This window comes from Streptomyces sp. HUAS MS02 (assembly GCF_055702265.1).
This window is the reverse complement of sequence record NZ_CM146747.1, coordinates 9,907,328-9,933,003: the sequence shown is the minus strand read 5'-3', so window position 1 is coordinate 9,933,003 and position 25,676 is coordinate 9,907,328. Positions and strand designations below refer to the sequence as shown.

26 protein-coding genes are annotated in these 25,676 nt (G+C 68.3%); 12 read left to right on the top strand and 14 right to left on the bottom strand.

Annotation, left to right across the window (positions count from 1 at the left end; genetic code table 11):
- Nucleotides 1-302: 302 nt before the first annotated feature.
- From ACZ9QC_RS43095 to ACZ9QC_RS43085, 3 genes are all read right to left on the bottom strand, one after another.
- Nucleotides 303-704 carry a hypothetical protein gene (locus ACZ9QC_RS43095; RefSeq protein WP_472918128.1) on the bottom strand — a complete coding sequence of 134 codons (402 nt, stop codon included), beginning with the start codon at nt 702-704 and terminating at the stop codon, nt 303-305.
- 220 nt (nt 705-924) lie between these two features.
- Nucleotides 925-1,278, bottom strand: coding sequence for a hypothetical protein (locus ACZ9QC_RS43090; RefSeq protein ID WP_472918127.1), 354 nt, complete (start codon nt 1,276-1,278; stop codon nt 925-927).
- 82 nt (nt 1,279-1,360) lie between these two features.
- Complete coding sequence (locus ACZ9QC_RS43085; protein WP_472918126.1) at nt 1,361-2,395, bottom strand: hypothetical protein; 1,035 nt, start codon at nt 2,393-2,395, stop codon at nt 1,361-1,363.
- A gap of 475 nt (nt 2,396-2,870) precedes the next feature.
- Here ACZ9QC_RS43085 and ACZ9QC_RS43080 point away from each other — a divergent pair, with 475 nt between their 5' ends.
- A complete protein-coding gene (locus tag ACZ9QC_RS43080) occupies nt 2,871-3,146 on the top strand; it encodes a hypothetical protein (protein ID WP_472918125.1) in 276 nt (91 codons plus the stop codon).
- Between the two features lie 562 nt (nt 3,147-3,708).
- On the opposite strand, the gene ACZ9QC_RS43075 is transcribed toward ACZ9QC_RS43080, so the two are convergent.
- Nucleotides 3,709-4,029, bottom strand: a complete 321-nt coding sequence (locus ACZ9QC_RS43075) for a hypothetical protein (protein WP_472918124.1) — start codon at nt 4,027-4,029, stop codon at nt 3,709-3,711.
- A 274-nt stretch (nt 4,030-4,303) separates the two neighbouring features.
- Here ACZ9QC_RS43075 and ACZ9QC_RS43070 point away from each other — a divergent pair, with 274 nt between their 5' ends.
- Entirely contained in the window at nt 4,304-5,728 is a 1,425-nt protein-coding gene (locus tag ACZ9QC_RS43070) for a hypothetical protein (RefSeq protein ID WP_472918123.1), read from the top strand.
- Nucleotides 5,729-5,783: 55 nt separating this feature from the next.
- On the opposite strand, the gene tpg is transcribed toward ACZ9QC_RS43070, so the two are convergent.
- Together tpg and tap are read right to left on the bottom strand one after the other, a co-directional pair.
- Nucleotides 5,784-6,341, bottom strand: coding sequence for a telomere-protecting terminal protein Tpg (gene tpg, locus ACZ9QC_RS43065; protein ID WP_472918122.1), 558 nt, complete (start codon nt 6,339-6,341; stop codon nt 5,784-5,786).
- Nucleotides 6,342-6,344: 3 nt separating this feature from the next.
- Nucleotides 6,345-8,450: a telomere-associated protein Tap gene (gene tap, locus ACZ9QC_RS43060; RefSeq protein ID WP_472918121.1), complete on the bottom strand. Its 2,106-nt coding sequence runs from the start codon at nt 8,448-8,450 to the stop codon at nt 6,345-6,347.
- Between the two features lie 136 nt (nt 8,451-8,586).
- Between tap and ACZ9QC_RS43055 the strand changes: the two genes are divergently transcribed.
- Nucleotides 8,587-10,413: a zeta toxin family protein gene (locus tag ACZ9QC_RS43055; RefSeq protein WP_472918120.1), complete on the top strand. Its 1,827-nt coding sequence runs from the start codon at nt 8,587-8,589 to the stop codon at nt 10,411-10,413.
- Here ACZ9QC_RS43055 and ACZ9QC_RS43050 read toward each other — a convergent pair.
- Together ACZ9QC_RS43050 and ACZ9QC_RS43045 are read right to left on the bottom strand one after the other, a co-directional pair.
- The gene (locus tag ACZ9QC_RS43050; RefSeq protein ID WP_472918119.1) at nt 10,380-10,655 is read right to left on the bottom strand and encodes a hypothetical protein; all 276 of its coding nucleotides are present in this window, start codon (nt 10,653-10,655) and stop codon (nt 10,380-10,382) included. The genes ACZ9QC_RS43055 and ACZ9QC_RS43050 overlap by 34 nt on opposite strands.
- 62 nt (nt 10,656-10,717) lie before the next feature.
- Nucleotides 10,718-11,629: an ETEC_3214 domain-containing protein gene (locus tag ACZ9QC_RS43045; RefSeq protein WP_472918118.1), complete on the bottom strand. Its 912-nt coding sequence runs from the start codon at nt 11,627-11,629 to the stop codon at nt 10,718-10,720.
- A gap of 127 nt (nt 11,630-11,756) precedes the next feature.
- Between ACZ9QC_RS43045 and ACZ9QC_RS43040 the strand changes: the two genes are divergently transcribed.
- Nucleotides 11,757-14,420, top strand: a complete 2,664-nt coding sequence (locus tag ACZ9QC_RS43040) for an ATP/GTP-binding protein (protein ID WP_472921971.1) — start codon at nt 11,757-11,759, stop codon at nt 14,418-14,420.
- 62 nt (nt 14,421-14,482) lie between these two features.
- On the opposite strand, the gene ACZ9QC_RS43035 is transcribed toward ACZ9QC_RS43040, so the two are convergent.
- Both ACZ9QC_RS43035 and ACZ9QC_RS43030 read right to left on the bottom strand, forming a co-directional pair.
- The gene (locus ACZ9QC_RS43035) at nt 14,483-14,857 is read right to left on the bottom strand and encodes a PIN domain-containing protein (protein ID WP_472918117.1); all 375 of its coding nucleotides are present in this window, start codon (nt 14,855-14,857) and stop codon (nt 14,483-14,485) included.
- Nucleotides 14,854-15,108 carry a hypothetical protein gene (locus ACZ9QC_RS43030; RefSeq protein ID WP_472918116.1) on the bottom strand — a complete coding sequence of 85 codons (255 nt, stop codon included), beginning with the start codon at nt 15,106-15,108 and terminating at the stop codon, nt 14,854-14,856. Before ACZ9QC_RS43030 ends, ACZ9QC_RS43035 begins: the two co-directional genes overlap by 4 nt.
- Before the next feature lie 359 nt (nt 15,109-15,467).
- Between ACZ9QC_RS43030 and ACZ9QC_RS43025 the strand changes: the two genes are divergently transcribed.
- From ACZ9QC_RS43025 to ACZ9QC_RS43010, 4 genes are all read left to right on the top strand, one after another.
- Nucleotides 15,468-16,163 (top strand): HNH endonuclease family protein, encoded by a 696-nt coding sequence (locus ACZ9QC_RS43025; RefSeq protein WP_472918115.1) that lies wholly within the window; start codon nt 15,468-15,470, stop codon nt 16,161-16,163.
- Nucleotides 16,164-16,227: 64 nt separating this feature from the next.
- Nucleotides 16,228-16,566, top strand: a complete 339-nt coding sequence (locus ACZ9QC_RS43020) for a hypothetical protein (protein WP_472918114.1) — start codon at nt 16,228-16,230, stop codon at nt 16,564-16,566.
- Nucleotides 16,567-16,824: 258 nt separating this feature from the next.
- The gene (locus ACZ9QC_RS43015) at nt 16,825-17,253 is read left to right on the top strand and encodes a hypothetical protein (protein WP_472918113.1); all 429 of its coding nucleotides are present in this window, start codon (nt 16,825-16,827) and stop codon (nt 17,251-17,253) included.
- Nucleotides 17,250-19,547, top strand: a complete 2,298-nt coding sequence (locus tag ACZ9QC_RS43010) for a tetratricopeptide repeat protein (protein WP_472918112.1) — start codon at nt 17,250-17,252, stop codon at nt 19,545-19,547. The genes ACZ9QC_RS43015 and ACZ9QC_RS43010 overlap by 4 nt, the downstream gene beginning before the upstream one ends.
- 813 nt (nt 19,548-20,360) lie before the next feature.
- Here ACZ9QC_RS43010 and ACZ9QC_RS43005 read toward each other — a convergent pair.
- Nucleotides 20,361-20,906 (bottom strand): DUF6417 family protein, encoded by a 546-nt coding sequence (locus ACZ9QC_RS43005; protein WP_472918111.1) that lies wholly within the window; start codon nt 20,904-20,906, stop codon nt 20,361-20,363.
- A gap of 556 nt (nt 20,907-21,462) precedes the next feature.
- Here ACZ9QC_RS43005 and ACZ9QC_RS43000 point away from each other — a divergent pair.
- A complete protein-coding gene (locus ACZ9QC_RS43000; protein WP_472918110.1) occupies nt 21,463-21,972 on the top strand; it encodes a lamin tail domain-containing protein in 510 nt (169 codons plus the stop codon).
- Between the two features lie 191 nt (nt 21,973-22,163).
- Here ACZ9QC_RS43000 and ACZ9QC_RS42995 read toward each other — a convergent pair whose 3' ends face one another.
- The gene (locus ACZ9QC_RS42995; RefSeq protein ID WP_472918109.1) at nt 22,164-22,676 is read right to left on the bottom strand and encodes a hypothetical protein; all 513 of its coding nucleotides are present in this window, start codon (nt 22,674-22,676) and stop codon (nt 22,164-22,166) included.
- Between the two features lie 233 nt (nt 22,677-22,909).
- On the opposite strand from ACZ9QC_RS42995, the gene ACZ9QC_RS42990 reads away from it, so the two are divergent.
- The 3 genes from ACZ9QC_RS42990 (at nt 22,910) to ACZ9QC_RS42980 (ending at nt 24,705) form a co-directional block, all read left to right on the top strand.
- On the top strand, nt 22,910-23,077 hold the full coding sequence (locus ACZ9QC_RS42990; protein WP_472918108.1) for a hypothetical protein: 168 nt from the start codon (nt 22,910-22,912) through the stop codon (nt 23,075-23,077).
- A 224-nt stretch (nt 23,078-23,301) separates the two neighbouring features.
- The gene (locus tag ACZ9QC_RS42985) at nt 23,302-23,925 is read left to right on the top strand and encodes a hypothetical protein (protein WP_472918107.1); all 624 of its coding nucleotides are present in this window, start codon (nt 23,302-23,304) and stop codon (nt 23,923-23,925) included.
- 111 nt (nt 23,926-24,036) lie between these two features.
- Nucleotides 24,037-24,705, top strand: coding sequence for a NucA/NucB deoxyribonuclease domain-containing protein (locus ACZ9QC_RS42980; RefSeq protein ID WP_472918106.1), 669 nt, complete (start codon nt 24,037-24,039; stop codon nt 24,703-24,705).
- A gap of 57 nt (nt 24,706-24,762) precedes the next feature.
- On the opposite strand, the gene ACZ9QC_RS42975 is transcribed toward ACZ9QC_RS42980, so the two are convergent.
- Entirely contained in the window at nt 24,763-25,230 is a 468-nt protein-coding gene (locus ACZ9QC_RS42975) for a hypothetical protein (protein WP_472918105.1), read from the bottom strand.
- 228 nt (nt 25,231-25,458) lie between these two features.
- Nucleotides 25,459-25,668: a hypothetical protein gene (locus ACZ9QC_RS42970; protein ID WP_472918104.1), complete on the bottom strand. Its 210-nt coding sequence runs from the start codon at nt 25,666-25,668 to the stop codon at nt 25,459-25,461.
- Nucleotides 25,669-25,676 lie beyond the last annotated feature (8 nt).

Genomic DNA, 25,676 nt, shown 5'->3' with positions numbered 1-25,676 from the left:
CAAGAAGCCAATCTGACCCTTGAAGGTCTTGGGCGGGTCCTTGGTGAACGCCTCGCGGTCGGCCCGCTCGATCGCGTCGTCGATCTCCCCCACGGTCTACTCCCCTTCGTCCAGGAGCCGTCGAGATCGTGGAGCAGCTCCAGCGCCCGTGCAGTGACTTCACCGAGCGGACGCGCTATCTGGTTGTTGCAGTGAGGATGTCCACCGGGTTGGGGCACGCCATCTCCATCGCGTGGTCGGCGCGTTCGAGCCGTTTACCGCGAGTGGCGTACAGGCAGTTGCCCGGCTGCTGCTGCAGCAGCTCAGGCTGTGGGAGCGGCGGTTGTCGAATCGTGACGTCGGCCTCGCTGGGATATGCCGGGCGCCACGGCTAGGTGACGGTCTATCCATGTCTGGAGCAGGTAGCGGATCTTGCTCGGATGTTCTCCGAGGGTGTCGGCGGTGGCGTGGAGAGTGCATCCGGCGACGTGGTGCAGGACGACGGCCTGGTACTGCAGGTTGCGATTGGTGTGCAGAGGGAGCGGGACTGCGCACGCGTCGATGCAGGAGACGAAAAGGGTCCAGGCACAGGCGGTGGGGTTGGAGTGGCTGACGATGGACGACCAGTGGGTGACGAGGTGCCCGAAGGCCTGACGTACAGCTGTCTCAGCGACGGCGGCATCCAAGTGCGCCTGGGCGTAGGCGAGGTAGCAAGGGTGATGCATGGTGTGGAAAGCAACGAAAGGGACGGGGAGCTCGAGTATCGGCGCGCGGTGGGCGACGGGGAGCGGATGCATTGCGTTTCTCCTGCCCGGCCGATGAGCGTGCTGGGGTGCATTCGGCTGGCGGATGTGATCTGCGGGGCCGCCGGATGGCCCGGGATATCACCCGCGAACCAGCCTTGGCGGCTGGCTCATGGGCCGGCACCGATTGACGGCGTGCTTGTCAGGCGGACTTGGAAGCCATGGCTGCCGGTGTCACTACTGCGTGCTCAGTACTGCCTGCGGCTCGGCTGTCCGTGATGGCTTGGCAGATCATGCTGACAGCACTGAGGAACACGATGAATCCGGTGAGGACAAGTGCGATCGCGACGTCCTGAGGGTGGGGCAGATGACCAGACTGGTAGGCGGTCTGGAAGCCTGCGACGGCCAGGGCTGCGGTGCCGAAGCCGGGAGTCTTCAGCCGCTGCCGGATGTGTGCGGGCGGTACTAGGAACGGAATGTTGATCTTTCGCACCCAGTGTGGTTGGACACGGCGGCTAGCCAGGTCCGTGACGTGTGACTCGGGGTTTTCGCTCATGGGCCGGTCCTTGATCAGAGTCGTGCCGAGATTGCGCGGAGACCGGCGCCGTCGGTGACGGCGCCGGGAGGAGGCTTTACGGTCAGCGGCGGCCGCGCTGGGCACCAAGACGCTGGGCGAGGTTGATCGCATTGATCTCGTCACGGGCGATGACAAAGTTTGGGATGCCATCGCCCTTGGTGAGAGCGGCCGTCAGAAGTTCGGCGCACTGCTCCGGCTTGAGGAACGTTCCGTCTGGGGTGAGTGGGCGTACGGCGAAGCCGTGGCCAGCTGCGGCCAGGACGACAGCTGAATCGAGGACTTCGCCGGTGTAGTGAACGGCCAGGGGAACGTGGTTGCCGAGCAGAGCGACGGCGATGGCGGAGCTGGTGTCATCGACGTACTCGATGCGAGGGTAGCTCCGTTCCAGGCTTGCCTGCATGCTGCGCAGATGCTGCGGCACGATTACGTAGCCCTCTGCCGCTGGCGGACGGGTGGCCACCGGAGTGTGCTGGTTCCAGTCGCCTTCTGGTAGCAGGATCCGATGGGCATCGGAGTCGTCGGCCGTGTGCGCGCTGGCAGGAGTGACTGCGGCAACAGCCAGCGGGGAGTGAGGGGCCTTGGCGAAGATAGACAGCGATGCCTTGGAAGGGTTGCCGGAGATCAGCAGATCCTTGAGAGAGCCGCAGATGGAGACGGCGACGAAGGCCCTCTGGTCTGCGAAGCACTGCTGAACCCGGTTGAGTCGTTGGTCCGCGGTCTCCGCAGGCCCGATGATCTCGATGCCGTTGACATGTTCACCGAGATCGCTGAGGGACGTGCGAATGGCCCTCATGATCGCGTCATGCGCAGACTGTGTGGCCTCATCCCAAAACGACTGCGAGTACGGCGCGCCCACAGGTGCGAAAGCGTGAGACGGGGCGTCGGCGTCAGCGCCGAGCAGGGCGAGCACACCTTGTGGGGTGCGCGGCTGGGGGATAACGCGAGCCGATTCGTTGACGTCCAGGTCGCGGCCGAGGCCCTTCTGGATGGGGCTGAAGGCGTGGACGGCCGCTTCGGCGGAGTCGCGCGCTATCGCGGCTGAGTACCTGATGGCCGGCTGCAGGACGCCGCCGTCGGAACCGCCTGCTGGGGTCACGCGAACCTCCGGTTCGGGTTCAGTAGTTATCTAGTCACTTTGCGTATCTGTCGACACAGACTACACGTCGGTCGCACTTCCGGTCGTTGCACCTATATGGGGGTTGTTCGTGTCGCGGCGTGGAGATCGGGCCGTGACGTCACTGCAGGAAAAGGGGTGTTTTGCCGCATACCTATGCGAGTAGACGAAGCTCGTCGTCCATCAGTTGCATCAGGAGTGCCGTATCTCGCCAGAAGGTAACTCGTTTGACCTGTGAGAACTTCGGGGAGTGACTGAAGTAACACTCTGCGCAAATGAGAGCAAGCCAACTTCACAGTGCCCGTACTACAGCACTACAGAACGACTAGTCTGGACACTTCCGGAGTTCGCTCCGTCCGGGCACCGCCATGCCCGCGTACCTGCACCAGGGCGCGCCAGTGCGTCTGTGGCCGAAGCAGCTGGCGCACGCTCACATACGCGAGAAGAGGGGACCTTCATGGCTGATCAAGTCGAGAAGAGTAATCGGCAAGGAGACAAGGAACGGCAGCTCGTCGTGTCCGTACGGTTTCCCGAACGCCTGCTGCAGAGGGTGAACGCGTACTCGGACGTAGTTGACGCCACCGCAAACGCCGTGATCAGGGAAGCGGTTGAGGAATACATCCGCACGCGTGTCCGCACGCCGGAGTTCCAGACTGCAAGCCAGGAGTACCTCCGGCGCGCTCAGCACCAGGTGGCCGTACTGGAAGCCGAGGAGACCACTGCTGTTGCGTGACGTATGTCGTACTACACATTTGGCTCTCGATGCCCTCCCGCAGACGATCTTGATGCAGGAGGGCATTGCCGTGCCCAGCCGCGTTGCCGGTAGGCGCTGACACGTTGCTGAGCGCAGCGGGCGGCCGGCTGCACTAACCGAACCGGCCGCCCGCAGACGGGCCCTGGCCCCGGATGCGGGACACGGATCATGCAGGTTCGGAATGGGAAGTGGACCTCGCCTCGCCTTTCACCACGCAGCCCGGGAGGGCCCAGGACCAGGTGGCCTCGACCATCGACCGGCTGAGTGAGAACACCCCCAACGGCGACTACGCCCACTACCGCGACATCGCCACCTCCTGGCGAGTCGTACCACCACCGTACGCGTGGTGCGGGGCGGTGGAGACGGAGATGGGCGGATCCGCATTCGCTGCTATCGCCAACAGCCATAGGGAACAGGAACGATGGGGCCTGGGGCTAGCACGATCAAGGGTGGTGCCCGAACACTACGGTCCGGGCACCACCCTTGATCATGGGCAGCCGCTCACTGTCGGCAGAGCGGCGCCCGGTGGCACGTGCACTGGCTAACGGTCCATGGGCTCCGCAGCGTACGTGCCGTCAGGTGTCTCCACAGCGGTGAGCAAGAAGCGCTCCGGCCCCCGGCCGACGTCGCGGCGGACGATTGTGCCCGGACCTCGGGTGGTCGTGAGCCGGACGGGGCTTCCGTCGGGGTGCACGCTGTTGAGGAAGGTGTACATGCGCAGCCTGTTGCGGCGGCGCTTCAGATGCCCCGTGACCAGGGTGAACAACATCATGGCGACGAGACCGCCGAGGAACTCCGGCAGTGCCTCGCGGCCGACGCTCACCGTGACCTCGGCGAGCTGCTCGATGAGACTCTGCTCCACTGCCTCAGGGCCAGCGGTCGGCGTGGGGTCAAATGCAGGGGTTCCCGTGCGAAGCCGCGTTGAGATCAGCAGAATGAGCGAGGGGTCCTGGCCGTACATACAGCGCCTTCCCATGTCTACGGTGTCGGCCGAAGCACCGCTGACATATTTCTGTCCGTTCTCCATTCGGAGTGCGGCCCCGTGCCGCGACCTCAAATCAACAGGAGTGGAAAGCCGGTGCGCATTAGACCCAAAAGATTGAGAATCGCGCTGGAGCAAGTGATTGTGAGAACCGGTGACTGACCTGCGGTTGAATGATCCCGGCGACGGTAAGGACTCATCGTCGCCGGAGGATAAAGTTTCTGCCTTCAAAGCGCTTGTAAGTGACCTCTTCAAGAAGACGGGCATGTCGACGTCGCAGTTCGAGGACACGTACGGGTATGCAGATGGCCAGGTCACTAAGTGGCAGACGCACAAGAACGACAAGAACATCCCGCCGTTGCGTTTCCTGCGTGACCTGATCAGGGCTGTACACGAGAGAGCGCATCTCCAAGAGGGTGCCCCTGAGGCCATCCTGGACCAGTACGAGGGCGTCTTGCGTGCGCTTGTCGCAGATGGCAACCATCAGCTTTATCGCCTAAAGCTCGCTGAGTACGAGTCCACAATCCTCATCGGCAAGTTAGGTGAAGAGCTGGGCGATCTGGCTCAACAGGTAGGACACCTCAAGGACGACCTGGAGGCCGCGAGGAAGGCGATGAACGCAGAGCGGGCCAGCAGGTTGGCTGCCGAGTTGGCAGCCGAGCAGGCCCGTATGGACACCGCAGCCGCTGAAAAGGCTGCTGCGGTTGCTCGCCGGGACGAGGTGCAGCGTGAACTCGCTCTCCTCGAGCCAACCGCTCCCCCGGTTCGTATGAGAGACCCAGCCGGTTCCCATACGAACCACATGGCTGCGTGGCCCGGCCTGCCGCGGCTCGGTGATGTTTATGCGCCGCCGCCCCTCGCTCAGGGCCCTGCTCCGACGCCGGCGTCGGGCAAGCTCACCCCTAGGTTCCTGTTGATCACGGTGTGCGCGACCCTCGCGGTGATCATCATCGGGTTGGGCGCAGTGCGGTACGGCGGGGGCTCGGACAGCCCGGCCACGAAGGCTGCGGAAAGCGGGGAGCAAGCACATCAGAAAGATGCGGGCCCTGAAGACAAAGGCGAGGAGAAGGGGGACGGTGAACCGTCGAAATCCCCGTCCGCTTCTCCCACTCCAGTCACCTCGCCGCCAACGCCCACTCCGACAGAGTCAGAGTCTGACCCTGTCATCAATCAGACGATTACATCCTTCAATTTCAAATCGGCCATGGTGGATGGCTCAGGGATCAACTTCGATAGTGATCCTCCAGGTCCGGAAGGTGGTTATGAGGACTTGGAGACTCGATCTTCGGAACAAGGCGCAGTCAATATCAACAGAACGCTACTCGAACACAAAGTTGTCCGCCTGCCCAGCGAATATGATGCGACTCTGGAAAACTGCAGGGCCGCCATGGTGGAACCGTTAGGAGACGAGGAAATCCCCGTCAAGCCGGGCGACCGCGTCTGCTTCGACACGAGTGAGCGACGCATCGTCTACGCCAAGGTGACAAAGGTGTTCCCGTCCGAGAAGTACCAAGCAAGTCGCGTCATGGTGGATGGAACCGTCTGGACTGACCCTGACACACTGGAGAACAATAACTAGGTTTTCCGAAAACGGCGCAAGGAAGACCCACCCGCGTTCATTGGGGGCGCCTGTATCAGTAGTCGAGATCCAGGTAGTCGATGTCGTTGATCTCTACCTGCGACAGTCCCATAGCGCGACCGCCGCCGTCCTGGAAATACACTTCCTTGAACCCTTCAGCGATGATTCCGCGCATCTGCTGGTCGCTGGCGCCCGCGTTGCGGGCGTCGAAGAGGCGGCGGGCGTACTCCGGGGGGAGGTGCACGGTGAGTCGCCGGAACCGTCCGTCGTCGGTCGTGCCGACCGGTGCGGTGTAGCCGAACCGGGCCCGGGTCTCCACCGTGATCCCACCCGTGGTGGCCGCCTGCTTCTGCCGGCGTTTGCGCACAAGCGGCTGCCACCGCTGCCGTACGGCGTCGTCGATCTTCGCGGCGACGTCGGCGCGGGCGTGCTTGCGGGCGCCGCGCCGGTAGCGGTTCACGGAGTCGGCGGTGACTCCGAGCTCCGCCGCGACGGCCTTCGCGCTGCCGAACTGCTTGAGCAGGAACCCGATCTGACCCTTGAGGGTCTTGGGCGGGTCCTTGGTGAACGCCTCGCGGTCGGCCCGCTCGATCGCGTCGTCGATCTCCCCCACGGTCTACTCCCCTTCGTCCAGGACGGCGTCGCCGCCCTTGATGTGGCGGGCCGGGTTCAGGCCCTTCTCCATGAGGTCGATCGCCCAGAGCATCTCCTGGACGCCTTCCAGCTTCGCCAGGCCGGGCGTGGGCCCGAGGCGGAACCCTCCGGGCTGCGGCTTGCCCGAGGCCGCGTACGGCAGGAAGTCCAGCGGGCTGGGGCCGGGGCTCGGGTAGACGACGCAGTCGGAGAGCACGGCGAGCGGGAACAGCCCGGTCATCCTCGACATGTTCAGCAGCTTGCGGTGCATGTTGACGCGGGCCTTGGAGATGACGGCGGCGCGGATGTCCGGGCGCCAGGTCGGCCGCATCATGGCCGGCCACGGCTCGCCCTCCTTGTAGTTCTTGCCCTGCGGGTTCTCGAACAGCTTCCCGATGCCGCCCTTCACTGTGCCCTTGATCGCGGCCAGCACGGCGGCCATCGCCGGGTCGACGTCCTTGTGCCGCTCCATCGCCGCCAGGAACTCCACGTCGGTGAGGTCCTTGGTGACGCCGAGGTCGGCGAGGGTGTCGACGTACGCGGTCTTGAGGCGGTCGTGCCACGGGTCCAGGTACGCGCCGGTCTCGCGGCGCAGGTACGCCTCGATCGGGGCGACGTTGTAGCCGAGCTCCTGGGCGTAGGCGACGGTGTGCGTCTGGTACCAGGCCGGGCCGGTCGGACGCTCGCCGGTCGGCGTGAACGGCGAGGGAAGGCGCGGGTCCAGCTCGATGCCGGACAGGTCGACCAGCCACGAGCCCGGCACCTTGGGGTTGAACGGCGGGTTCACGAAGTGCACCGGCTCCGACAGACCGACCGTCAGCCTCGCGGCGGCGGCGAGGAACGCCGTGTTCAGGTCCAGGCCCACCGCGCAGGGCAGAAGGCACTCCTCATCGGTGAGCGTGTCCACCGACCGCACCCACTGGTACGCCTCTTCGTGCAGGAAGCCGCCCTTCCACCCGGAGTGGTAGATCGCGGGGTGCTCGGGCTGTCCCTCCGGCGGCGCCGGGTCCATCGCCTCCGTCCCCAGGCTGCCGGGGTTGAGGCCGGATACCCAGTTGCCGGTCTCCTCGTCGCGCACCGGCCGGGTCGGCGGCCGTAGCGCGGTCATCAGCTCCAGGCCGTTGACCGCCGTGCCGCCGCGCGGGGTGATGACCCGCTGCGCGTACACGCCGAGGACGCGGGCGACGTCGGCCGGCTCCATCTCCGCCACGCCGGGCCAGGAGCGGGAGTCGAGCGCGTCCCACGGCAGGATCGCCAGCTGCACGCACTGCCGTTCGCGGCCCTGCGCCTTGCGGTAGATCCGCGCCCACGGCCCGAATCCCCGCTGGGTGAGCTGCCAGCGCGCCTTCAACACCTGCTTGACGACCGAGTGGTCCTCGGGCAGGCGGAGGCCGCGCCGGTCCTCCAGGCGCTCGGGCAGCCCGAGCTTCGCGGCCGCGGACTGCGTGAGGACGATGAGCGGGTCTGCGTCCTTGCCGTGTCGGTGCAGCTTCGGCGCACCGAGGCCGGACTCGCGCAGCGTCCACTCCACCAGCTCCACCACGGTGGTCGCCGGGCAGTCGAGCACCAGGCCGTCGACGCCGTACGCGGAGCCGTCACCGTCCAGCACCGCGAGCGGCCCGTGCGGGAAACGAGGGTCGAGGGCGGGCTTGGCGGCCTTCTTCACGGCCGGGCGGCGCGACGATGCCGGGCGGGCGGCGGGACGCTCCTGCGCGGCGGGCGCCTTCACTGGCGCGACGGTCTCCGCCTCGGGCGCCTCGGGCTCGGCAGGCCCGGTGAACGTCTCCGGAACAGGCTCCTGCTGGACAGCGGGCGCCGGGGCAGCGGCGGGAGCTCCGTGGGCCGGATATTTCGCCGCCCAGCCCTTCAACAGTCGCTGGTAGGCCTCCAGGCGCGGCGGCCTCGGCTCGGAGCGGCCGTTCTCGTAGTTCTTCACCGTCTGTGTCGATGTCTTCAGCGCGAGAGCGAGTCGGGCCTGAGTGATGCCGGCCGCCTCACGGAGCCGGGCGCGCTCCGCCGGGGGCGGGAGCTGCGGCTCCTCCTGCAGCAGGGCGTCGATGTTCGCGAACAGCTCTTCCTCGGATGCCATATCTGTCTACCTCCACCCCGAACCCTACCAGTCTTATCCTTAAAATTAACCCACTTATTTAACCCGATTGAATCAATCTGGTAGGGTGATCTTGACCGGCAGGGCCCATCAACTCGCTTACCAGGAGGAGTCGTTGATGAGATCGGACAATGAGTCGGCCATCCTGTCCGAGCAGGAGAGTCTTGAGGCCCTGGACCGGTTCATCCTCCCGGCGGCGACACGGCAGGCGGTACAACAGCACCGGCCGGTCGTGGTCGTCGTCGCCGGGCAGCCCGGAGCGGGAAAGAGCACGCTTGCCGACCGCGTGGAAGCGGTCCTTGCCCGGCGCGGCGGTGCCGTGCGAGTCGGCCGGGACCTGTACAAGCCGCTCCACCGTCACTACGCCAGCGTTCTGGCGGCCGATGTCCGTATGGCCGGAGCCTTGGTGCGCCCCGACACCGCGCGGTGGCAGGCCGCCGTCGAAGCCCACGTCCGCGAGATGCGCTTCGACGCCGTGGTGGAGTCGGCACTCGCCGACCCCGACGACTTCCGCACCGCCTCTCGCGCCTACCGGGCGGCCGGCCACCGGGTCGAAGTGGTGGTGCTGGCCATCTCGGAGGCCCTGAGCCAGCTCGGGATCGTGGACCGCTTTCTCACCGAGGCCGCCGACGGCGGGGGCCGGTACGTGTCGTGGGAGAACCACGACACCTGCGCGAAGAATCTGCTCGCCACGCTGGCCGCCATCGAGACCGAGCAGCTCGCCGACCGTGTCACCGTCGTACGGCGCGACGGCACCGCCCTCTACACCAACGACCTCACCCCCGAGGGCACATGGCGGCACAGCCCGGCTGCGGACCGGGCGGTGCGGGTGGAGCGGGCCCGGCCGTGGACCGCGCCTGAGACCGCTGTCTTCCGCCGCGCCCTCGCCCGGACCGACCGGCGCGTACACGCCGAACTGGCCGACGAGGACCGGCGCCTGGCGGTGCAGCGCGACAGCGAGCGCGCTGCCGCCTGGTCCGAGCCGGTCCGCCGCACCGCCCAGCCCACCGCGACACCGCCCGGGGTCGCCTACCACCGGCTGTCGGCCGATGAGCACCGGTGGATCTTCGACGAGCTGATCACCCCGACAGTTCTGGCGAACGTCACGCCCCGGGACGATCCGCGCGCGGTGTACGTGATCGGCCAGCCCGGGGCGGGCAAGTTGCTGGCCGCCAGGATGGTCCGGCGCGCGATGCGGCCCGGCACGACCAAGCTGGTCGGCGACGATTTCAAGGCCGCGCATCCGGACTACCGGCAGATGCTCCGTCAGGATCCTCGCGGTGCCGGCGCGGCCATCCGCACCGACTACAAGGCATGGTTCGCTCAGGCGGAAGAGTACGTGCGCACGCGGCGGGGCGACCTGCTCATCGAGGCCGCTCCGGGCGGCGCGGACGATGTCCTCGACAGCGCCCTCGCCTGCTCCCGGGCTGGCTACCGGGTGGAGTTGGTGGTGCTGGCTGTGCGGGAAGCGGACAGCCGTCTGGCCACCGCCCTGCGCTATGCCCGGGCCCTGCAAGCCGGGATCACCGGACGGTTCACCACCCGTGCCGGGCACGACCGCTGCTACCGGGCCGTCGCCGACCTCACGGCGGCCGCCGAAACCCACCCGGCCATCACCGCGGTGACGGTAATCCGCCGCGACGGCCATGCCCTGCTGCGCCAGGAGCAGCCCGCCGCACCCGGCCGGGCCTCATGGGCGCTGGCCGCCGAACGGCAGCGCCCCTACACCGAGCAGGAAGCCGCCCACTTCATCCGGCTCCACCAAGGGCTACGCAAAGCCCTGCCCCAACACCGCGACGAACTGGACGGCATCGCCGCCCTGGCCCGCCCTCTGATGCCCGCCGGGTTCCAACGTCTACGGATCGCCGCGCACCGCCCGGACATGCGACGGCTGCCCCTGCTGCGGACGGTCTACGACTCCAGCTCCCTCAGCCGCGCCGCGTAGAGCGCAGCAAGGCGGTCCCCCTCCTTCGCGTCGGCGTCCTCCAGGCGCTGCAGGTCCTGGTAGGCGGCCGTACGTCCCGCTGTCAGCTGCGCAAGGCGCTCCTCGTCAGGCAGCGGGGCCCGCCGCTCGGCAGCGATCTGCTCGGTGTACCTGTGCACTACCTCCTGCACGATGTCGGCCGCATGCTGGTCCTCGCCCCCACCCAGGCCGGAGAAGTCGGGGCCGTCTGGTGTACCGGGCATGGCAAACTCCTTTTGATCTTGATTGGGCGGTCATTGTCCCCTCGCCTGAGAGCCCTCGACCCTCACGTTCTTTGGCCCTGCCTTTTCTTCTCCCAGCGGCGGGATCGCTGGGTGCCGCGCCAGGCCCGGAGCCGACGGTGAACTCGACTGATCCGGCTGTCGAGCACGTGGTACTCGGGATCGGCCAGGCGGACCAGGTCCTGGTCGACGCCCAGGGATAGACCGAAGAAGGTGCCCTCCTCGACTTCTTTGAACAGGGCCATGCCGCTGACGACGACCGTGTTGATCGGCGCGCTCGCCCGGTACGCCTTGCGGGGCTCGGGCAGGAGCAGGGTGTGACGGATGTCCGAGTCGTCGAACCAGTCGTCGGAGACGGGGAAGGCGTTGTAGCCGAAGTCGTTGACTCCGACGTACCACGATCGGTAGCCGCCGACGTTGCCGAAGTAGTGCTCTTCGAAGTAGCCGTAGCGGCGGTTGCCGAGCCAGGCCCGATGGATGGCCGTGCTGTCGTCGGGGAGAACCGTGAAGGTGCTCTTGCCCAGCCGGATCAGCGTCTCACCAACCCGCATCCTGGGCCTGAACCACCAGCTGGTCGTGGTGATCCCGTACATCAGCACGACGTCGTCCTCGCACCAGGTGACCAGGTAGCAGAGCCTCGACAGGAGCCAGGTACGGACGGTGATCTCGACCTTCAGGTCCCTGTCATCGGCTCCTTCGGGCTGCTCGTCCGGGGCGATTCGCGTGGCGTGCATCGTCGACTCCCACCTCGGCTTGTCGAGCAGGGACTCGACATAGTCGTGCCGGACGCCCGGTGTGATCTTGCGGAGGCGGGTAGTGACATAGCGCCGGCGGCCGATGGTGCGGCGCCATCCCTCGGTCAGCGCTTTGGTGAGGGTCCAGCTGGCGACCAGGACTCCGGCTACCTGCCAGAGGTTGAGGGTGGTGCTGTACCAGGGCTCGGGATCGGGCTTCATCGCTGAAGGATGCCGTATGCCCGCCGCCGGCTGCGGGCTGGCGTTCCCCGAAGCAGTGCGGACTCCCCAACCGGGGTGCGGCGGGCATAGGTTGGTGCCCGCAGGTGATCATCATTCGGGGGTGGGCGTGGCAGGCCGGGATCTGAGGGCCCTGTTCAGTACGAACGACCGCAGCGTGCGGGCCGCGGAGGCGTTCACGAACCGGCAGACGCAGTGGGAGACGGTCGCGGGCGCGCTCACCCAGCACCTCCAGCATGTCGGTTCCCCCGGCTTCGATCCCGAGGACCTCGAGGCGCCCCGGGGGCACGTGCTCGTCTTCCACGGCGTGGGCGGGATCGGCAAGACGACGCTGTCGAGGACGCTGGAGGCGGCGCTCGCCGACGTGGGACGGCGGCCCTCCCAGTGGGGTGAGCCGGGCTGGTCGGCCGACCGGATCCTGCCTGTACGGATCGACCTCGCCCGGTCCGCTGGCACCGACTTCGAGCAGATCGTGCTGACTATCCGGGCCGCCCTCACCCGGATCGGCCGCCCGCTGCCCGCCTTCGACCTGGCGCTGCGCCGTTACTGGGAGGCCAACCACCCCGGCGAGCCGCTGGAGGAGTACCTGCGCCGGGCGGGACTCGGCTCGCGGTTCGGGCAGGCGCTGCCGCAGCAGATGCAGTCAGCTCTGTCCGACGTCGCTCAGGCGCTCATGCTGCCCGGCACCATCGGCTCGGTCGTCGGACAGGTCACCGGCGCTCTTGTCGGTGCGCTGCGCGAACGCCGCCAGACCGTACGGGCCCTGGCCGGCTGCGCCCGGCTCGCGGACCTCCTCGAGGCCGAACCCGACCTGGACACCCTGTCCTTCTACCCGCACCTGCTGGCGTGGGAGCTCGCCCGCCTCCCCGAAGGCAAGAAGGTCGTGCCGGTCGTCCTGCTCGACACGTTCGAGGACATCGGCGACCGCACCCGCCGCGACCTGGAACGCCTCATCCAGCGCATGGTGTGGCTCCTGCCGAACGCTTTCTGGATCGTCACCGGCCGCTCCCGCCTGCAGTGGGCCGATGCCGCCCTGCAGGGCCAGCTCGACTACACCGGCCCCGCCGCCTGGCCCGGCCTCGCCCACGCGCCCGCCACCCGCGCCCCCGCCCGCGCCGGTGTGGCGCGGCAGGTGCTGATCGGGGACTTCTCCCCCGAGGACTGCGACGGCTATCTCGCCCGCCGCCTCACCCGCGACGGCCAGCCGCTTATCGGCGAAGGCGTCCGGCAGGTCATCACCGCACGCTCGCACGGCCTGCCCCTGTACCTCGACCTGTCCGTCGCCCGGTTCCTGGAACTGAACCGCGGGGGCCGTGCCCCACAGCCCGGCGACTTCGACCACGACTTTCCCGCCCTGGTCTCCCGCACCCTGACCGACCTCACCCCCGACGAACGCCACGTCCTGCGTTCGGTCAGCCTGCTGGACGCCTTCGACGTACCCCTCGCCACCCAGACAGCCGGCCTCACCCACGAAGGACCCGCCCAGCGGCTGACGGAGCGGCCCTTCGTCCGCGAGGACCCCTTCGGCATGTGGCCGTACCACCTCCACGGACTGATCCGCTCCGCCGTACGCAACGCCGACGACACCACCGACGACCGCTGGACCGACCACGACTGGCATCAGGCCGCCCAGCGCGCCCTCACCACCCTGGGCGAGCAGTACCAGAACGCGCCCGGACCGGACCGGCTACTGCTCATCGCCTGCCTGCGCCAGGGGCTGCGCCTCGCCCGCGATCACCGCCTCGACCTCGGCTGGCTCACCGCCGCCGCCTGGACCTACGTCAGCGACTCCGTATGGGAGCCGCTCGCCCCGCCCGACACCGACGGCGCAGGTTTGGAGACAGCCGCCGACGCCCTGGTCGAACTCCTCAGCACGCTCGCCCGCCGCCAGCACGAGCACCGCTCCCGCACCGCGAGCCGCCTCACCACGGTCGTCGACAGCGGCCTGCTCCCCGACGACCTGCAGCACATGGCCCTCTACTACCGGGCCAAGGCCCACCGCGACCTCGGTGACACCACCGCCTCTCAAGCAGGCATGCAGACCGTCGCCGACGGCCACGGCCGCCTCGCCCCCGCCGCCCGCCGCGGTCTGGCCCACCTCGCCCGCGCGGCCGGTGACTTCCCCACAGCCCTGGCCACCGCCCGCACCCTGGGCTGGGAAGGCCGCCACCACCGCGTCGAGGGCGACATCTGGTGGCCCCACGGCGACATGGACCGCGCCGCCGTCGCGTACGCCGCCGCACGCGACGAAGCCGAACAGCACGGGATCGCCGGCGAACGCGCCACCAGCCAGGCGCAGCGCGCCTTCGCCCTCGCCTTCACCGACCCTGCGGCCGCCGACGGCGAACTCGCCCTCGCAGGTCAGCTGCTGACCGGCCTCGATCTGCGCGCCACCACCCTGACCACCCGCATCGCCACCCTGATCAGCGACGCCGGCCGCGACGACGCGGACATCGACGACCGCGCCCAAGTTCTACGGGCCGACATCCGAACGGCGGGCGTGACCTACGTCGAACTCGCCCTGGACCTCATGCTCGCCTTCCACCACGCCGTCTGCGGCGCCGACGCCCAGGTGACCGCAGCGATCGCCCGGCTGCGGGAGAACACCCGCAGCGGCGACTACACCTACTTCAGCGACATTGCCCACTTCATGGCCGACATGCCTGTCGATCAAACTTCCGGAGTCCGGTGGCTCGACAGTGAACAGGACACCCGCAGCCGCTGGCGTGGCCTGCTCGTAGCCCGCCAGGCGCACCTGCACGCCGGGCGCTGACCACAGAAGGGGGGCCTTTTTTCCCACGGGAAACGGCCCCCCTTCGTCCGAGACGGCCCGGATCAAGTGGGGTTCAGCGGAGTGATGCCGGTACCCGCGTACAACTCAGGTTCCAGCGACAGGACCGTCAGCGACTCTCCCGCTTTCACCGCGTGCCAGGCGATCGCAGCAGCATGGGCCACCGGCCAGTCCACGTTTGTCCAGTCCATTGCATCCACTGCGTGCGCTGCGGTGAACGGAACGTTCTCCGCGAACCGCAGGGATGCCGCATGCTTGCCTGCCCCCGCAACCTGCCGTTCGGCAGCGAGCACGGAGAGGGAGGGGATGATGACGCGACCGGTGCCGCGCGAGGCCTCGATGTAGAGGCCCGTGAAGAACGAGTCCGCGCGGTACAGGGCGGCCAGAGCCGTGTGGTCCAGGACGGCCGTCAGGTTCATGCGGCGGCGCCGCCCTGGTGGGCGCGGATCTTCGCCCAGGCATCCTGGCCGACCTGCTGGACCTGCTCGGTGTACTCAATGCCGAGTTCGCGGGCGGCCTCAACAGCACGCTGCTCCCGCTCGGTTTCCGTGAGCTCGCGCGTGGCCAGCTCTTCCAGCAGCTCGGTGATGGTGGTGCCGCGCTCGTCGGCGAGGATACGCAGCCGGTCGCGCACTTCCTCGCTGGTCTTGATGCTTGTCGGCTTACTCATGCCGAGGATTCTACCGCCGGTAGAACTGCCGGGGCAGTGCCAGCGAGGAAAGGCGCTGCCCCGACCTGGATGATCTATCAGTCCATGTACGCCTTGGCGATGCGCCTTCCGTGATCATCAAGGTCGTCGGTCAGCTCGTAGCTCCAGCCAGCCTCGCGCAGCACCTCTCCTTGCCGCCGCCTCGGTGGCCGCAGCCTGGCGGCGCCGCTGTGTATGGGCCGCGTCGATCGGACAGCGGCGGGTTCAAGGAACGCGCGGCGGGCTGGCCGCAGTGTGACTTACCACCTGTGCGAGTGAGCCTGCGCGCAAACTCCCGGCCCAGGATCTCCGGCGCCCGCTACGAAGATCATGTACAGACCGTGACCTTCGAAAGGACCCCCGTGCGCCTCCCCCGCGCCACTCGCCTCGCGACCGCCGCCTTCTCCGTGCTCGCCCTGCTCATCACCCCGACTACTGCCGCGCACGCCGCCGACCCAGGCGACCGAGTGGTCCTGCCCGTGCGCGACGCCCTGAACGCTCTCGCGGTTCAGGAAGAGGACCGGACCGGGTACGAGCGGACGAAGTTCCGTCACTGGATCGACGCCGACCGCGACGGCTGCTCAACCCGCAACGAGGTCCTTATCGAAGAAGCCGTCACCGCCCCCGCCCAGGGCATCAACTGCCAGCTGACTGGCGGCACCTGGTACTCGCCCTACGACGACACGACCTTCGACCAGGCCCGCGCCCTCGACATCGACCACCTGGTCCCGCTCGCCGAATCCTGGGACTCCGGCGCCTCCGGCTGGACCGCCGGCGAACGCCAGGCCTACGCCAACGACCTCGACGATCCCCGCGCCCTCATCGCCGTCTCCGCCTCCAGCAACCGCTCCAAGTCAGACCAGGACCCGGCCACCTGGCAGCCGCCAGCCGAGGGCTACCGCTGCACGTACGCCACCGACTGGATCGCGATCAAGACCCGCTGGGCTCTGACCGTCGACCCGGCCGAACAGGCCACACTCACCGACGTGCTCGACGGCTGCCCCGACACCGTCATCGAGGTCACCCGCGCCCGCTGACCCGCATCCGGCGCCTCCTGGGCGGTGTCGGCGATCTTTGCAGTCCCGGATTCGTTGCCCGGGCATGACACCGCGCAACGCCCGGTCGAGGGTGGAGCAGTACGCCGAAGAGCTCGCCGACATCGCCTGCAGTCTCGTCGACACCGCCAGGCCGGATGCCTGGAGCACGGAGGCCAAGGACGACGCCCTGGAGGCGATCGACACCCTTGCCCAAGCGCTGTCGGCACTCGGACCGGAGATCGCCGCGGCCCTCGCCCCGGTACGGGCCGCCACCGACGGCGCACGCAGGCACCTCGGACTCCCTGACAGCGAAGCGACCAGGCCCGTGCCGGGGGCACCTGGACCGCGTACCGTACGGCGCCCGCAGCGGCGTGGGCTCGGTCCCGGCTTCAAGGGCATCTGAAGGAAGCCAGCAGCTCTCATTGAGCCTGTGTCGGCGGTCAGTGGGAATTCCCCAGCGGCGGCCACTTAGCGGGGAGCTATCTGGCCACCGGTGCTCACTATGCGTTACCGGATGGTTCTGTCAGGCCTGGACTGAGGATGGTTTCGCGAAGCTGCGGTGACGGTAGGTCACATCGGGGGACTTCGAGTCGATGGAGATTAGGGGGTGGGTCTGTTGGCGCGTTCTTGGCGCTGGTTCACGGCAGCCGGGGTGACGGTGGTGGCGTTCGCAGTGCCGACGGCGGTGTGCGGGCTGTGGGTGCTGCCGTCGGTGATACAGGACCCGGGTACGCGCTGGGCGGTGGCCTCCGCGCTCGGCGCAGCGATGGCCGCCCTCGCCGTCCTGTGGGGCCAGAGCTTCGCCTCCTCCTCCACGACCGCCGCCGTCCCGCCGTCACCGGCGACGGTCATCGCGTCCGGCGAACGGGCGGCTGCGGTCGAAGGTGAGGTGGAGGGGAACATCACGACGGGCAACCGAGGTGGGCCGGCCATGCCTTCTGCAGGCGGGCAGGCGCCCGCCGCGCCGGGCAGCTCGGCGCCGGTGCCGCCGGGGTCCGTGGTGGCCTCCGGCGACCGGGCCGCCGCCCTGCGCGGCAAGATCAAGGGCGATGTCACCACCGGGGACCAGCCGGGCGGGCCAACGCCGTGAAGTGGCCGCGGCGCACGGCGCCCGACCCGGCAACGGCCGTGCAGGCGACCGGGCCCGGGTCGGGCGCCGCCACTATCGCCTCGGGTGACGGGGCCATCGCGATCAACACCCAGGGAGCGCCGTTCCTTGGCGTCGCCAGTACCGGCGCCAACGCCACGATCGTTCAGGTGCCGCAGGCGGAGCTGCGCCCGCCTGCGGAGGTCGACGCCCCGCCAGGTCTGGTGGGCCTGCCTGCCAGGCACGTCGCGTTCGCCGGGCGCACCCGCGAACTGCGCCTGCTGGACGCGGCACTCGATGACACAGGTGTAGCGGTGGTGCATGCCCTGCACGGCCTCGGCGGCGTCGGCAAGAGCACCCTCGCCGCGCACTGGGCCCGCACCCGCGCCGGTACGGACAATCCCATCTGGTGGATTGCCGCCGACAGTCAGGTCGGCCTCGACGCCGGCCTTGCGGCACTGGCCGCCGCCCTGCAGCCAGCCCTTGCCCAACTCCCGGCCGGACAGCTCACCGAACGCGCCGTGCAGTGGCTCGCCACGCACACCGGCTGGCTACTGATCCTCGACAACGTCGACAACATCGGCGACATCGCGCCACTGCTCGCCCGTGCTGCCACCGGCCGGGTTCTGATCACCAGCCGCCGCTCCTCGGGCTGGCACGGCATCGCCACCCCGATCCCTCTCAATGTCCTCGCCCCGCAGGATTCCCTCAAGCTGCTGACCCATACCCTCACCCAAGGCGGCACCCGCACCTTCGGCCTGGACGGCGCCGCCGAGCTCTGCGACAAACTCGGTCACCTGCCACTCGCCGTCGAACAGGCCGGCGCCTACATCGCCGAATCCGGCATCACCGTCCGCGCCTACCTTCGGCTGCTCGCCGACCACCCCGCCGACATGTACCTCGAAGCGGGTGAGGGCCACGACAGCGAACGCACCATCGCCCGGATCTGGCGCATCACCCTCGACCGGATCGCCGACACCCCCCTCGCCGGACAGATCCTGCGCACCCTCGCCTGGTACGCGCCGGCCGACATCCCCCGCGCTCTCCTCGACCCCCTCTCCACCCCCGTCGCGGTTCAACGCGCGACGAGGCGCCTCGCCGCCTACAGCATGATCACCACCAGCGGCGACGGCTTGGCCGTCCACCGCCTCGTCCAAGCTGTCGCCCGCACAGCTGACCCTCAAGACCCCCACCGTCAGGACGACGACATCACCGCCGCCCTCCACTGCGCCACCGCCCTCCTGCGCAGTGCCTTCCCGGCTCTCGAACCGGCCACCTGGCCCGTCTGGCGCTCCCTGCTCCCTCACATCGATGCCCTCACCGGCCGTACACCGCCCGACGCCGACACTCCGGACGCCGCCGTGGTGCTCAATGGGGCCGGGCTCTTTCTCAACAGTCAGGGCCAGAGCGGACGCGCCACCGCCTACCTGGAGCGCGCCCTCGGCGCCCAGGTGAGGATCCTGGGCGCCGACCACCACAAGGCACTCGCCTCCCGGAACAACCTCGCCGGAGCCTACGAATCGGCAGGTGACCTGGGCCGCGCCATCCCCCTCTACGAGCAGACCCTGAACGATTCGGCAAGAGTGCTGGGTGAGGACCACCGCGACACACTCATCTGCCGCAACAACCTCGCGTCCGCCTACTACAAGGCAGACCTGGACCAAGCGATCCGGCTGTTCGAACGGACGCTCAACGACATGGCGCGAGTGCTGGGCGACGACAACGTGGACACACTCGTCTGCCGCAACAACCTCGCCGGAGCCTACGCATCGGCAGGTGACCTGGGCCGCGCCATCCTCTTGTACGAGCAGAACCTGAATAGCGCGGTGCGGACACTGGGCGAAGACCATGCTGACACCGTCGCCTACCGCTACAACCTCGCCTCGACCCACCGCGAGGCGGGCAACCTGAGTCCCGCCATCCAGCTGTTCGAGCAGAGCCTGAACGACATGGAGCGACTTTGGGGCGAGGACAACTCCAACACGATCGTCTGCCGCGACGTGCTCGCCATCACCCACTACGCGGTGGACAACCTTGGTCTGGCCATCCGGCTGTTCCAGCGGAACCTCGAGAGCCGCGAGCGGCTGTGCGGCGATGACCACCCGGACACGCTTGCCTCCCGCAACAACCTCGCCGGCGCCTACGAATCGGCGGGGGCCCTGGACCTCGCCGACTCCCTGTACGAGCGGACCCTGCGCGACGCGATGCGAACAATGGGCGAAGAGCATCCGTTGACGAGAACCGTGGCAGCCAACCTGAGGAGCATCCGCCACCCGCGCGATGACGGAGGGCCCTGATGGTGAACTCCGAACTCACAGAAGCCCTGCACCTGCGGGCAGGTGACGTACGGCGGTCGGCCCGACGAACCCGGCGGGGGCCAGGGCGGCCCGGTGCACGTGCCACTCCCCCAGCTCGATCCCGGGGTGTCCGCGGTGTGCCGGCCCGGGGACCTGTCCGGGGTCTCGGGGCTGCACCGCAACGACATCGGACACCGCGTCCAGGACGCGTACGGCAGGACCGGGATTCTGCGGGACATGCACCCCGCATGGGAGGACCCGTGCGATCCGCCATACGACCGCGCCCGCCGCCCGGTCACGCGCAGCCCTGCGCCAGCATCGACTCCACCGGCGGTCGCAGCGTCACAGGGCCTCCCTCACCGGTCGTCCTTCTTCCAGGATCGGCGCACCGGGCGGAAGCGGCCCCGAAGTTGTGCGTGGCCAGGGACCGGCGAGCAACCGTTCGGCCTCCGTGACGATCGCCTGCTCGCGGGCTGTGCGCTGGATCGCATCCGACAAAACGGGGTGCCCGCATTGAGCGCTCACTGACGTGGCCCGACAACCGGTCGCGTTCATCCGCATGTGACCGATCGGGTCAGACGTCGAGCCCGGGCCGTAACCAAGAGTGACATCGCAACTGGCCGTACGTGGGGATTCCGAACTGGCCGGTGACAAGCCTGCGGAGAACCCTCCTGCCGGTTGTGCCGGCGCACCGAGAACCCCTGGCTATCCGCGGGCCGGCTGGGGCTCCCGCCATGTGCCCCGGCAAGAGTCTCTCCGGCGCGGTCCGCAGCACGGCGGCGGCCGAGGTGGATCCGGAGGCCATGACGCCATTCACGGCTCTTCGCAAGGGCTGGTCTGCCGTGCAGTGGCGGCAGAGGCCCGTCGTGGAGCGGGGTGGTGGATGATCCCGTAGTCGCGGGCGAAGTGGTTGGCTTCCATCGCCGATCCGGTCATCCGGTGCAGCCAGAACCCGTACGCCACCGACTCCATCTGCTCCTCAGTCAGGTACAGCAACCACCGCCGCGCGCCGTGATCACTGCGGGCCGTACGTGCCTGCTCCGCCAGCCCCGCCGCCACCGGCACCCGCAGCCGGCCAGCCAGGCCCAGGAACAGACGCAGGGCCGCCATCTGCGAGGGCAGCAACTTCACCAGCCGCCGACCCGCATCCGGCTCACCGACGGCGCTGCCGGGGCGTGGGCGGGTGCGGGCGTAGAGCAGGAGGTCGTGTCCGGCCGGGGACAGGCGGGCCGCCCACAGCACCACGGTGCCCTCCCACGCCGACAGTTCCGCCCGGTCCTCCCTGCCGGCGATCTCCACCAGACCGCGGTCGGCCAGCCCCCGCACCTGCTGCTTCATCGACAGCACATCCGCGGCCATCACCCAGCCGTGCACCGACGCCCGCGCCCGCTCATCCAGCGCCCCCAGCGCAGCAAAAACCTGCTCCCCACCCCGCACAACCGCCCCTCCCCGCGACTCGGCGTTCGGGGCTCCAACGAGGCATCGCGGGCGGAGGAAACGACCACGCCGTCGCCCGGCCACCGTCGCCGACCGTGACTCCTGGCTGCCGGGCCGGGCTCTCAGCTGGCGGTCGGCGCGAGTGCTCGGAGAACGATCTGCTGTTACTCACTTTCGGGTGACGCTCCGAACCCCCGCAGGGTGGCGCACCGTGGCGGAAGGCGTCGTGCCCCAACCCCAGCAAGACCTCTCCGACCTGCCAGTACGTCAACGCAGCCACATGTGACATATATGGGCGTTGCATCTGAGAGTCATGGAAATGTGGGCAGAAGGTAACAGAGGCCATGTTCTCTCCCTGAGTGATCCGTGGTGTGGACAAGGTGTGTGTGCGGCCAGCCGGCTGCCGACGCACACCACACCGGATCCCGGGGCCTGTTCAGGCTGTCGGGGGAGGGTGTCTGCACCCTGAGGGGGACTCATGTCCGCTTCCGCTTCTGTCACCGCTCGCAGTCTCGTCGCCGCTGCCCTCGCCGCCGGCGCTGTGGTCTCCATGGTCACGCTGCCGGCGTCGGCCGCCGACCACGCCCGGCCCGAGCGGTCGAGGGTGAAGATCTCGGATGTCCAGTACGACTCCCCCGGCTACGACGACCGCTCCAACCGCTCCCTGAACCGGGAGTGGGTGGAGATCACCAACAACGCCCGCCGCAGCGTCAACCTCGACGGCTGGACCCTCGAGGACGAGGACGGCCACACCTACACCTTCGAGGACTACCGCCTGGAGGGCCGTACCACGGTCCGTATCCACACCGGCCGCGGCCGCGACACCGACACCGACCTGTACCAGGACAGCCGCCGCTACGTCTGGGACAACCGCTCCGACACCGCTACCCTCCGCAACGACCGCGGCCGCTACATCGACAGCGACTCCTGGGGCCAGCACCACGGCGGCGGCGGGCACCACAACAACGGCGGCGGCCGCCACCACTGACCCCACACCACACGCACACCCCGACAACGACAGGGGCGCGCCCGGCAACTTACGGCCGGGCGCGCCCCTGTCAGTGCAGCCGATGGCCGCATCCTGATTCTGGAGCCGTCGGCCGCATAGTCGATGACAGGACTTGTGGTACTCCCCAGACGCTGGGTAGTCGGGCGGACCTACGGGGTGAGGGCCGGGGATTACCACCAAGGGGTGCAGGTGATGCCGCTGACGGGGGAGGGGGTGGTCACCTGCGCGCAGACACGGAAGGCCCGACTCGCAGAGTTGCTGGTCGGGTAGGCCGGGGTCGTGATCCTGGCGCCGCTCGCGGTGGTCGTGAATGGGCCGCACTGGATCCACGAATTCTTGCCGTCGTTGGTGACATCCATCCAGACCCATCCCCTGGCACCACCGCCCCAAGTGCTGGAGCTGGTGCTCAAGACGCCCCACCCCATCGCTCTGCCGCCAACGTTGCCAGTGTGCATCTCGTACGAAGCGATGGCGTACGGCTTGCCGCCGAAGTTGACTATCACTGCTCCCGCCCCCGCCACTCCGCGACCGCTGAGACTGTCCGGGATGTCGGTGAAACCCTTCGCACCTCCCACGCAGTCCGACTCCGCCGCCTGAGCAGCCACGGTGGAACCAGCTACGAGCCCTGCCCCGAGCACGAGCGCGGCCGCTCCCACGCTGAAGATCCGGCGGATACTGCGCATGACTTCTCCTTGGTCGAAGGTGAACCTGTGACGTGGCCGATGATTCAGATGCGCGAAACAGAGGTCTGGTTGTACGCGAGTTGCAGCTCATGCGAGAGCACGCTGATGTCGTGTTGTGCCAAGGGGACACCAGCCGGTGACCTGGCTCATCCCATGCTTCTGCATCGTCCTCGCGCGACCCGCGCCAGGAGCTTGGAGAGTTCGCCACCGCCGAGGCCAAGCACGCCGCAGGCATGCACACCCTGGCCACCACCCGCGACGACATCACCTTGCCCGCCGACATCCGTGCGCTCGTCACGGCACACGCCGACACCGCGATCCACGCTCTTCCCGCCCTCACCCGCCTGCTCAGCACCGCAGCCAGACCCGGGATCCCCATGGAACTGCAGCCCACACCCTGACCAGCGTGACGCCCACCGTCGCCGGACAGCACCGGCCCCGGTCTGGGGATCCGGGCGCGCCCAGGGTCGTTATTGGGAGGCTCGATGTCAGTGCCTCGTGTTTTGATCGCATCAGTTCGGCGTGGACACGCCAACCAAAGGTGTCCACGCCTATTCTGACCTTGCGTCAAACACGGGGACACAAAATGAGAATACGAGAACTGCTGTGTACGGGCGCCGTCGCGATGACGGTGCTCGGCGGCTGCCTGACCACCGCGCAGGCGGCGGACAAGGGTTCGGATGATCTGCGGGTGGAGTCGTATGTGCTCCCGGTCGGAGCCGCGAAGCCCTCGCTAGAGGACCTGCAGAGCGGGCGGGGAATGGAGCGGCTGCGGCAGCTGGCGGGTCAGTCCGAGCCCGGGGTGGGCTTGGCCGCGGAGACGGTGGGGCCGGCGGCCTCGTACGCGCCGCTGTCCCGCAGGGCATCCGGAGCCCCGGCGCCTGCGGAGCAGAAGCTGGAAAGGCCGTCGGTAGGACCGATGGCGACCACTGCCCCGGAACCCGCGCGGACGATGACGTTCGAGCAATGCAAGAAAGGACTGGGCAGCAGCAAGGCGTTCTACGTGAAGTCCCGCTTCGCGGTGTGCAACGGGGCGTCGTTCCTGCAGACCTGGGTGCGCAACAACCAGCCCGTCGGCGAGAGCATGTTCAACGTCCGGGTGGTCGGCACGATCGCCAAGAACAGCCGCACGATCAACTTCCAGTATTACTTCACCGACTTCGTCACGACCGGCACGACCGGCGCGGCCACGATGCCGATCACGACGAAGGGCAACATTCCGCAGAGCTGGCCGGCCGGAGCACGTTAGACCCGGGGCGGCAACAAGCCGGGCACGCAGACGTTCACCCAGCTGAAGGCGCTGCGCACGTTCAGCGAGACGGTGAACGCCAAGCCGGGGCAGGGCCAGAAGGGAACGGGTTTGAAGGGCAAGACGGACTTGCTCTTCGCGGTGTACGAGCCGGCCATCAGCTACACCCCGCCCGCGGGGTGGACGCTGAGCGGGAACCGGGGCGGCAAGCTGTTCATGCTCGCACCACGCTGGGAGACTGCGCCGTACCTGGCCAACTCCACCGGCGGCGGCAAGCCGGACAAGAAGGGCGCGGCCACTTTCAGCTACGTGCCGACGCTCACCCTGAGCGCCAAGGCGGGAGCCGCCGAGCGCGCCGAGGCCCAGCACATCAGGCAGGCGTTCCTGGTCCCGGAGGACACCAAGCCGTACATGTCGGCGAAGAAGGTGCCCGGTCAGACGGCCAAGGATCCGTTGCACCGGACGGTGAGCGAGGCCCGCAACGACAAGAACCGCGGAGAAGCGGTCAAGCAGTGCAAGCGCTACTGGGGAGCCAACTACACCGCCGGCGGGACGAAGGAGTGCGACGAGTACCCCTTCGCGAGCACCTATGAGGGGGCCGCGGAGAGCCACTACGACGCGGAAGCGAAGAAGTTCAACTTCTCCGCGAAGCCGATCGCGAAGGACGACAACCGGGCAGGCGGGCTCATTCTGAAGAGCTTCTACGCCAAGAACCGCATCCTCGACGGCCTCGACGGCAAGAACGACCTCGACGGCTTCATCGTAAAGATCGTCAGCTGATCCAGTTCAGAATGCGGCGGCAGCGGCCATGGACCGGGGCCCGCTGCCGCCGTCTGTTCACGATCGGGCCGGCCAGAACTGCACGAGGTAGCGCTCGACACCATGTCCGGTGCCCTCGCCCTCCGACAGAGCCGCAGCGGCGGCGCGGCCCGCACAGCTGACACGCACCCGCCACGATCCGCCGACATCAGCCAGCGTGATCAGGGCATCAGAGCGGCCGGTGTGCATGGACCACACGGCCACCTCACCACTGGTGGAGACGAAGTCGGCTTCGGCCTGCTCGTCCCAGCCGGCCGGATCCGGCGCTGCCGGAGGACCGTCCCACACCTCGACCGCGACAGCGGCGGTGTGGGTGTGACCGCCGCTGGTGATGTCCAGCCGCCCGGGATGAGTACTGAGAAAAGCATCGAAGTCGAAGTCGTCCGGGAACGGGACGGGCAGGTCGGCGTCATCGCTTTCCTGCAGCCCGAAGGCGTGAAACCCCACATAGGCATCCACATGCTGCTTCCGGACAAGCCCAGCCACGAGCGCCCCTCACCTCAGACAACACGTCACCTTCAAAACTCTAGCCCCATCGTCGACTTGGCTGCGGCCGAGCAGCAAGCGGTCGTCGCAAGCCGTCGCCGCGCTGCTTCCGCTGATGGAGCTCCCTGCAGAACAAGCCCCCGCCGGGCTGCAGAGTCAGTGGGGCGCCTCAGGACCTCCGGTAGAGACGACCGCTCAGCCCAAGCCCATCCACCCGGGCGTGCCTCGTCAGCGCGCGGGGCGGTCCTTGCCAGCCAGCCAGCCAGCCAGCTCGCGGTGCGGGTAGGGCCCGTCCGGCATGGTGCCGTTGAGCCAGTCGGTGAGCACCGGAACCAGCTTCGGACCGACTGCGGCATGGGCCTTGTCCGTCCGCTCCTCGACATGGCGGCGGAAAGGGCCGTGGGCATCGCCGAACCGTCCGGGTCCAGCTCCCGCCACAAGCCCTC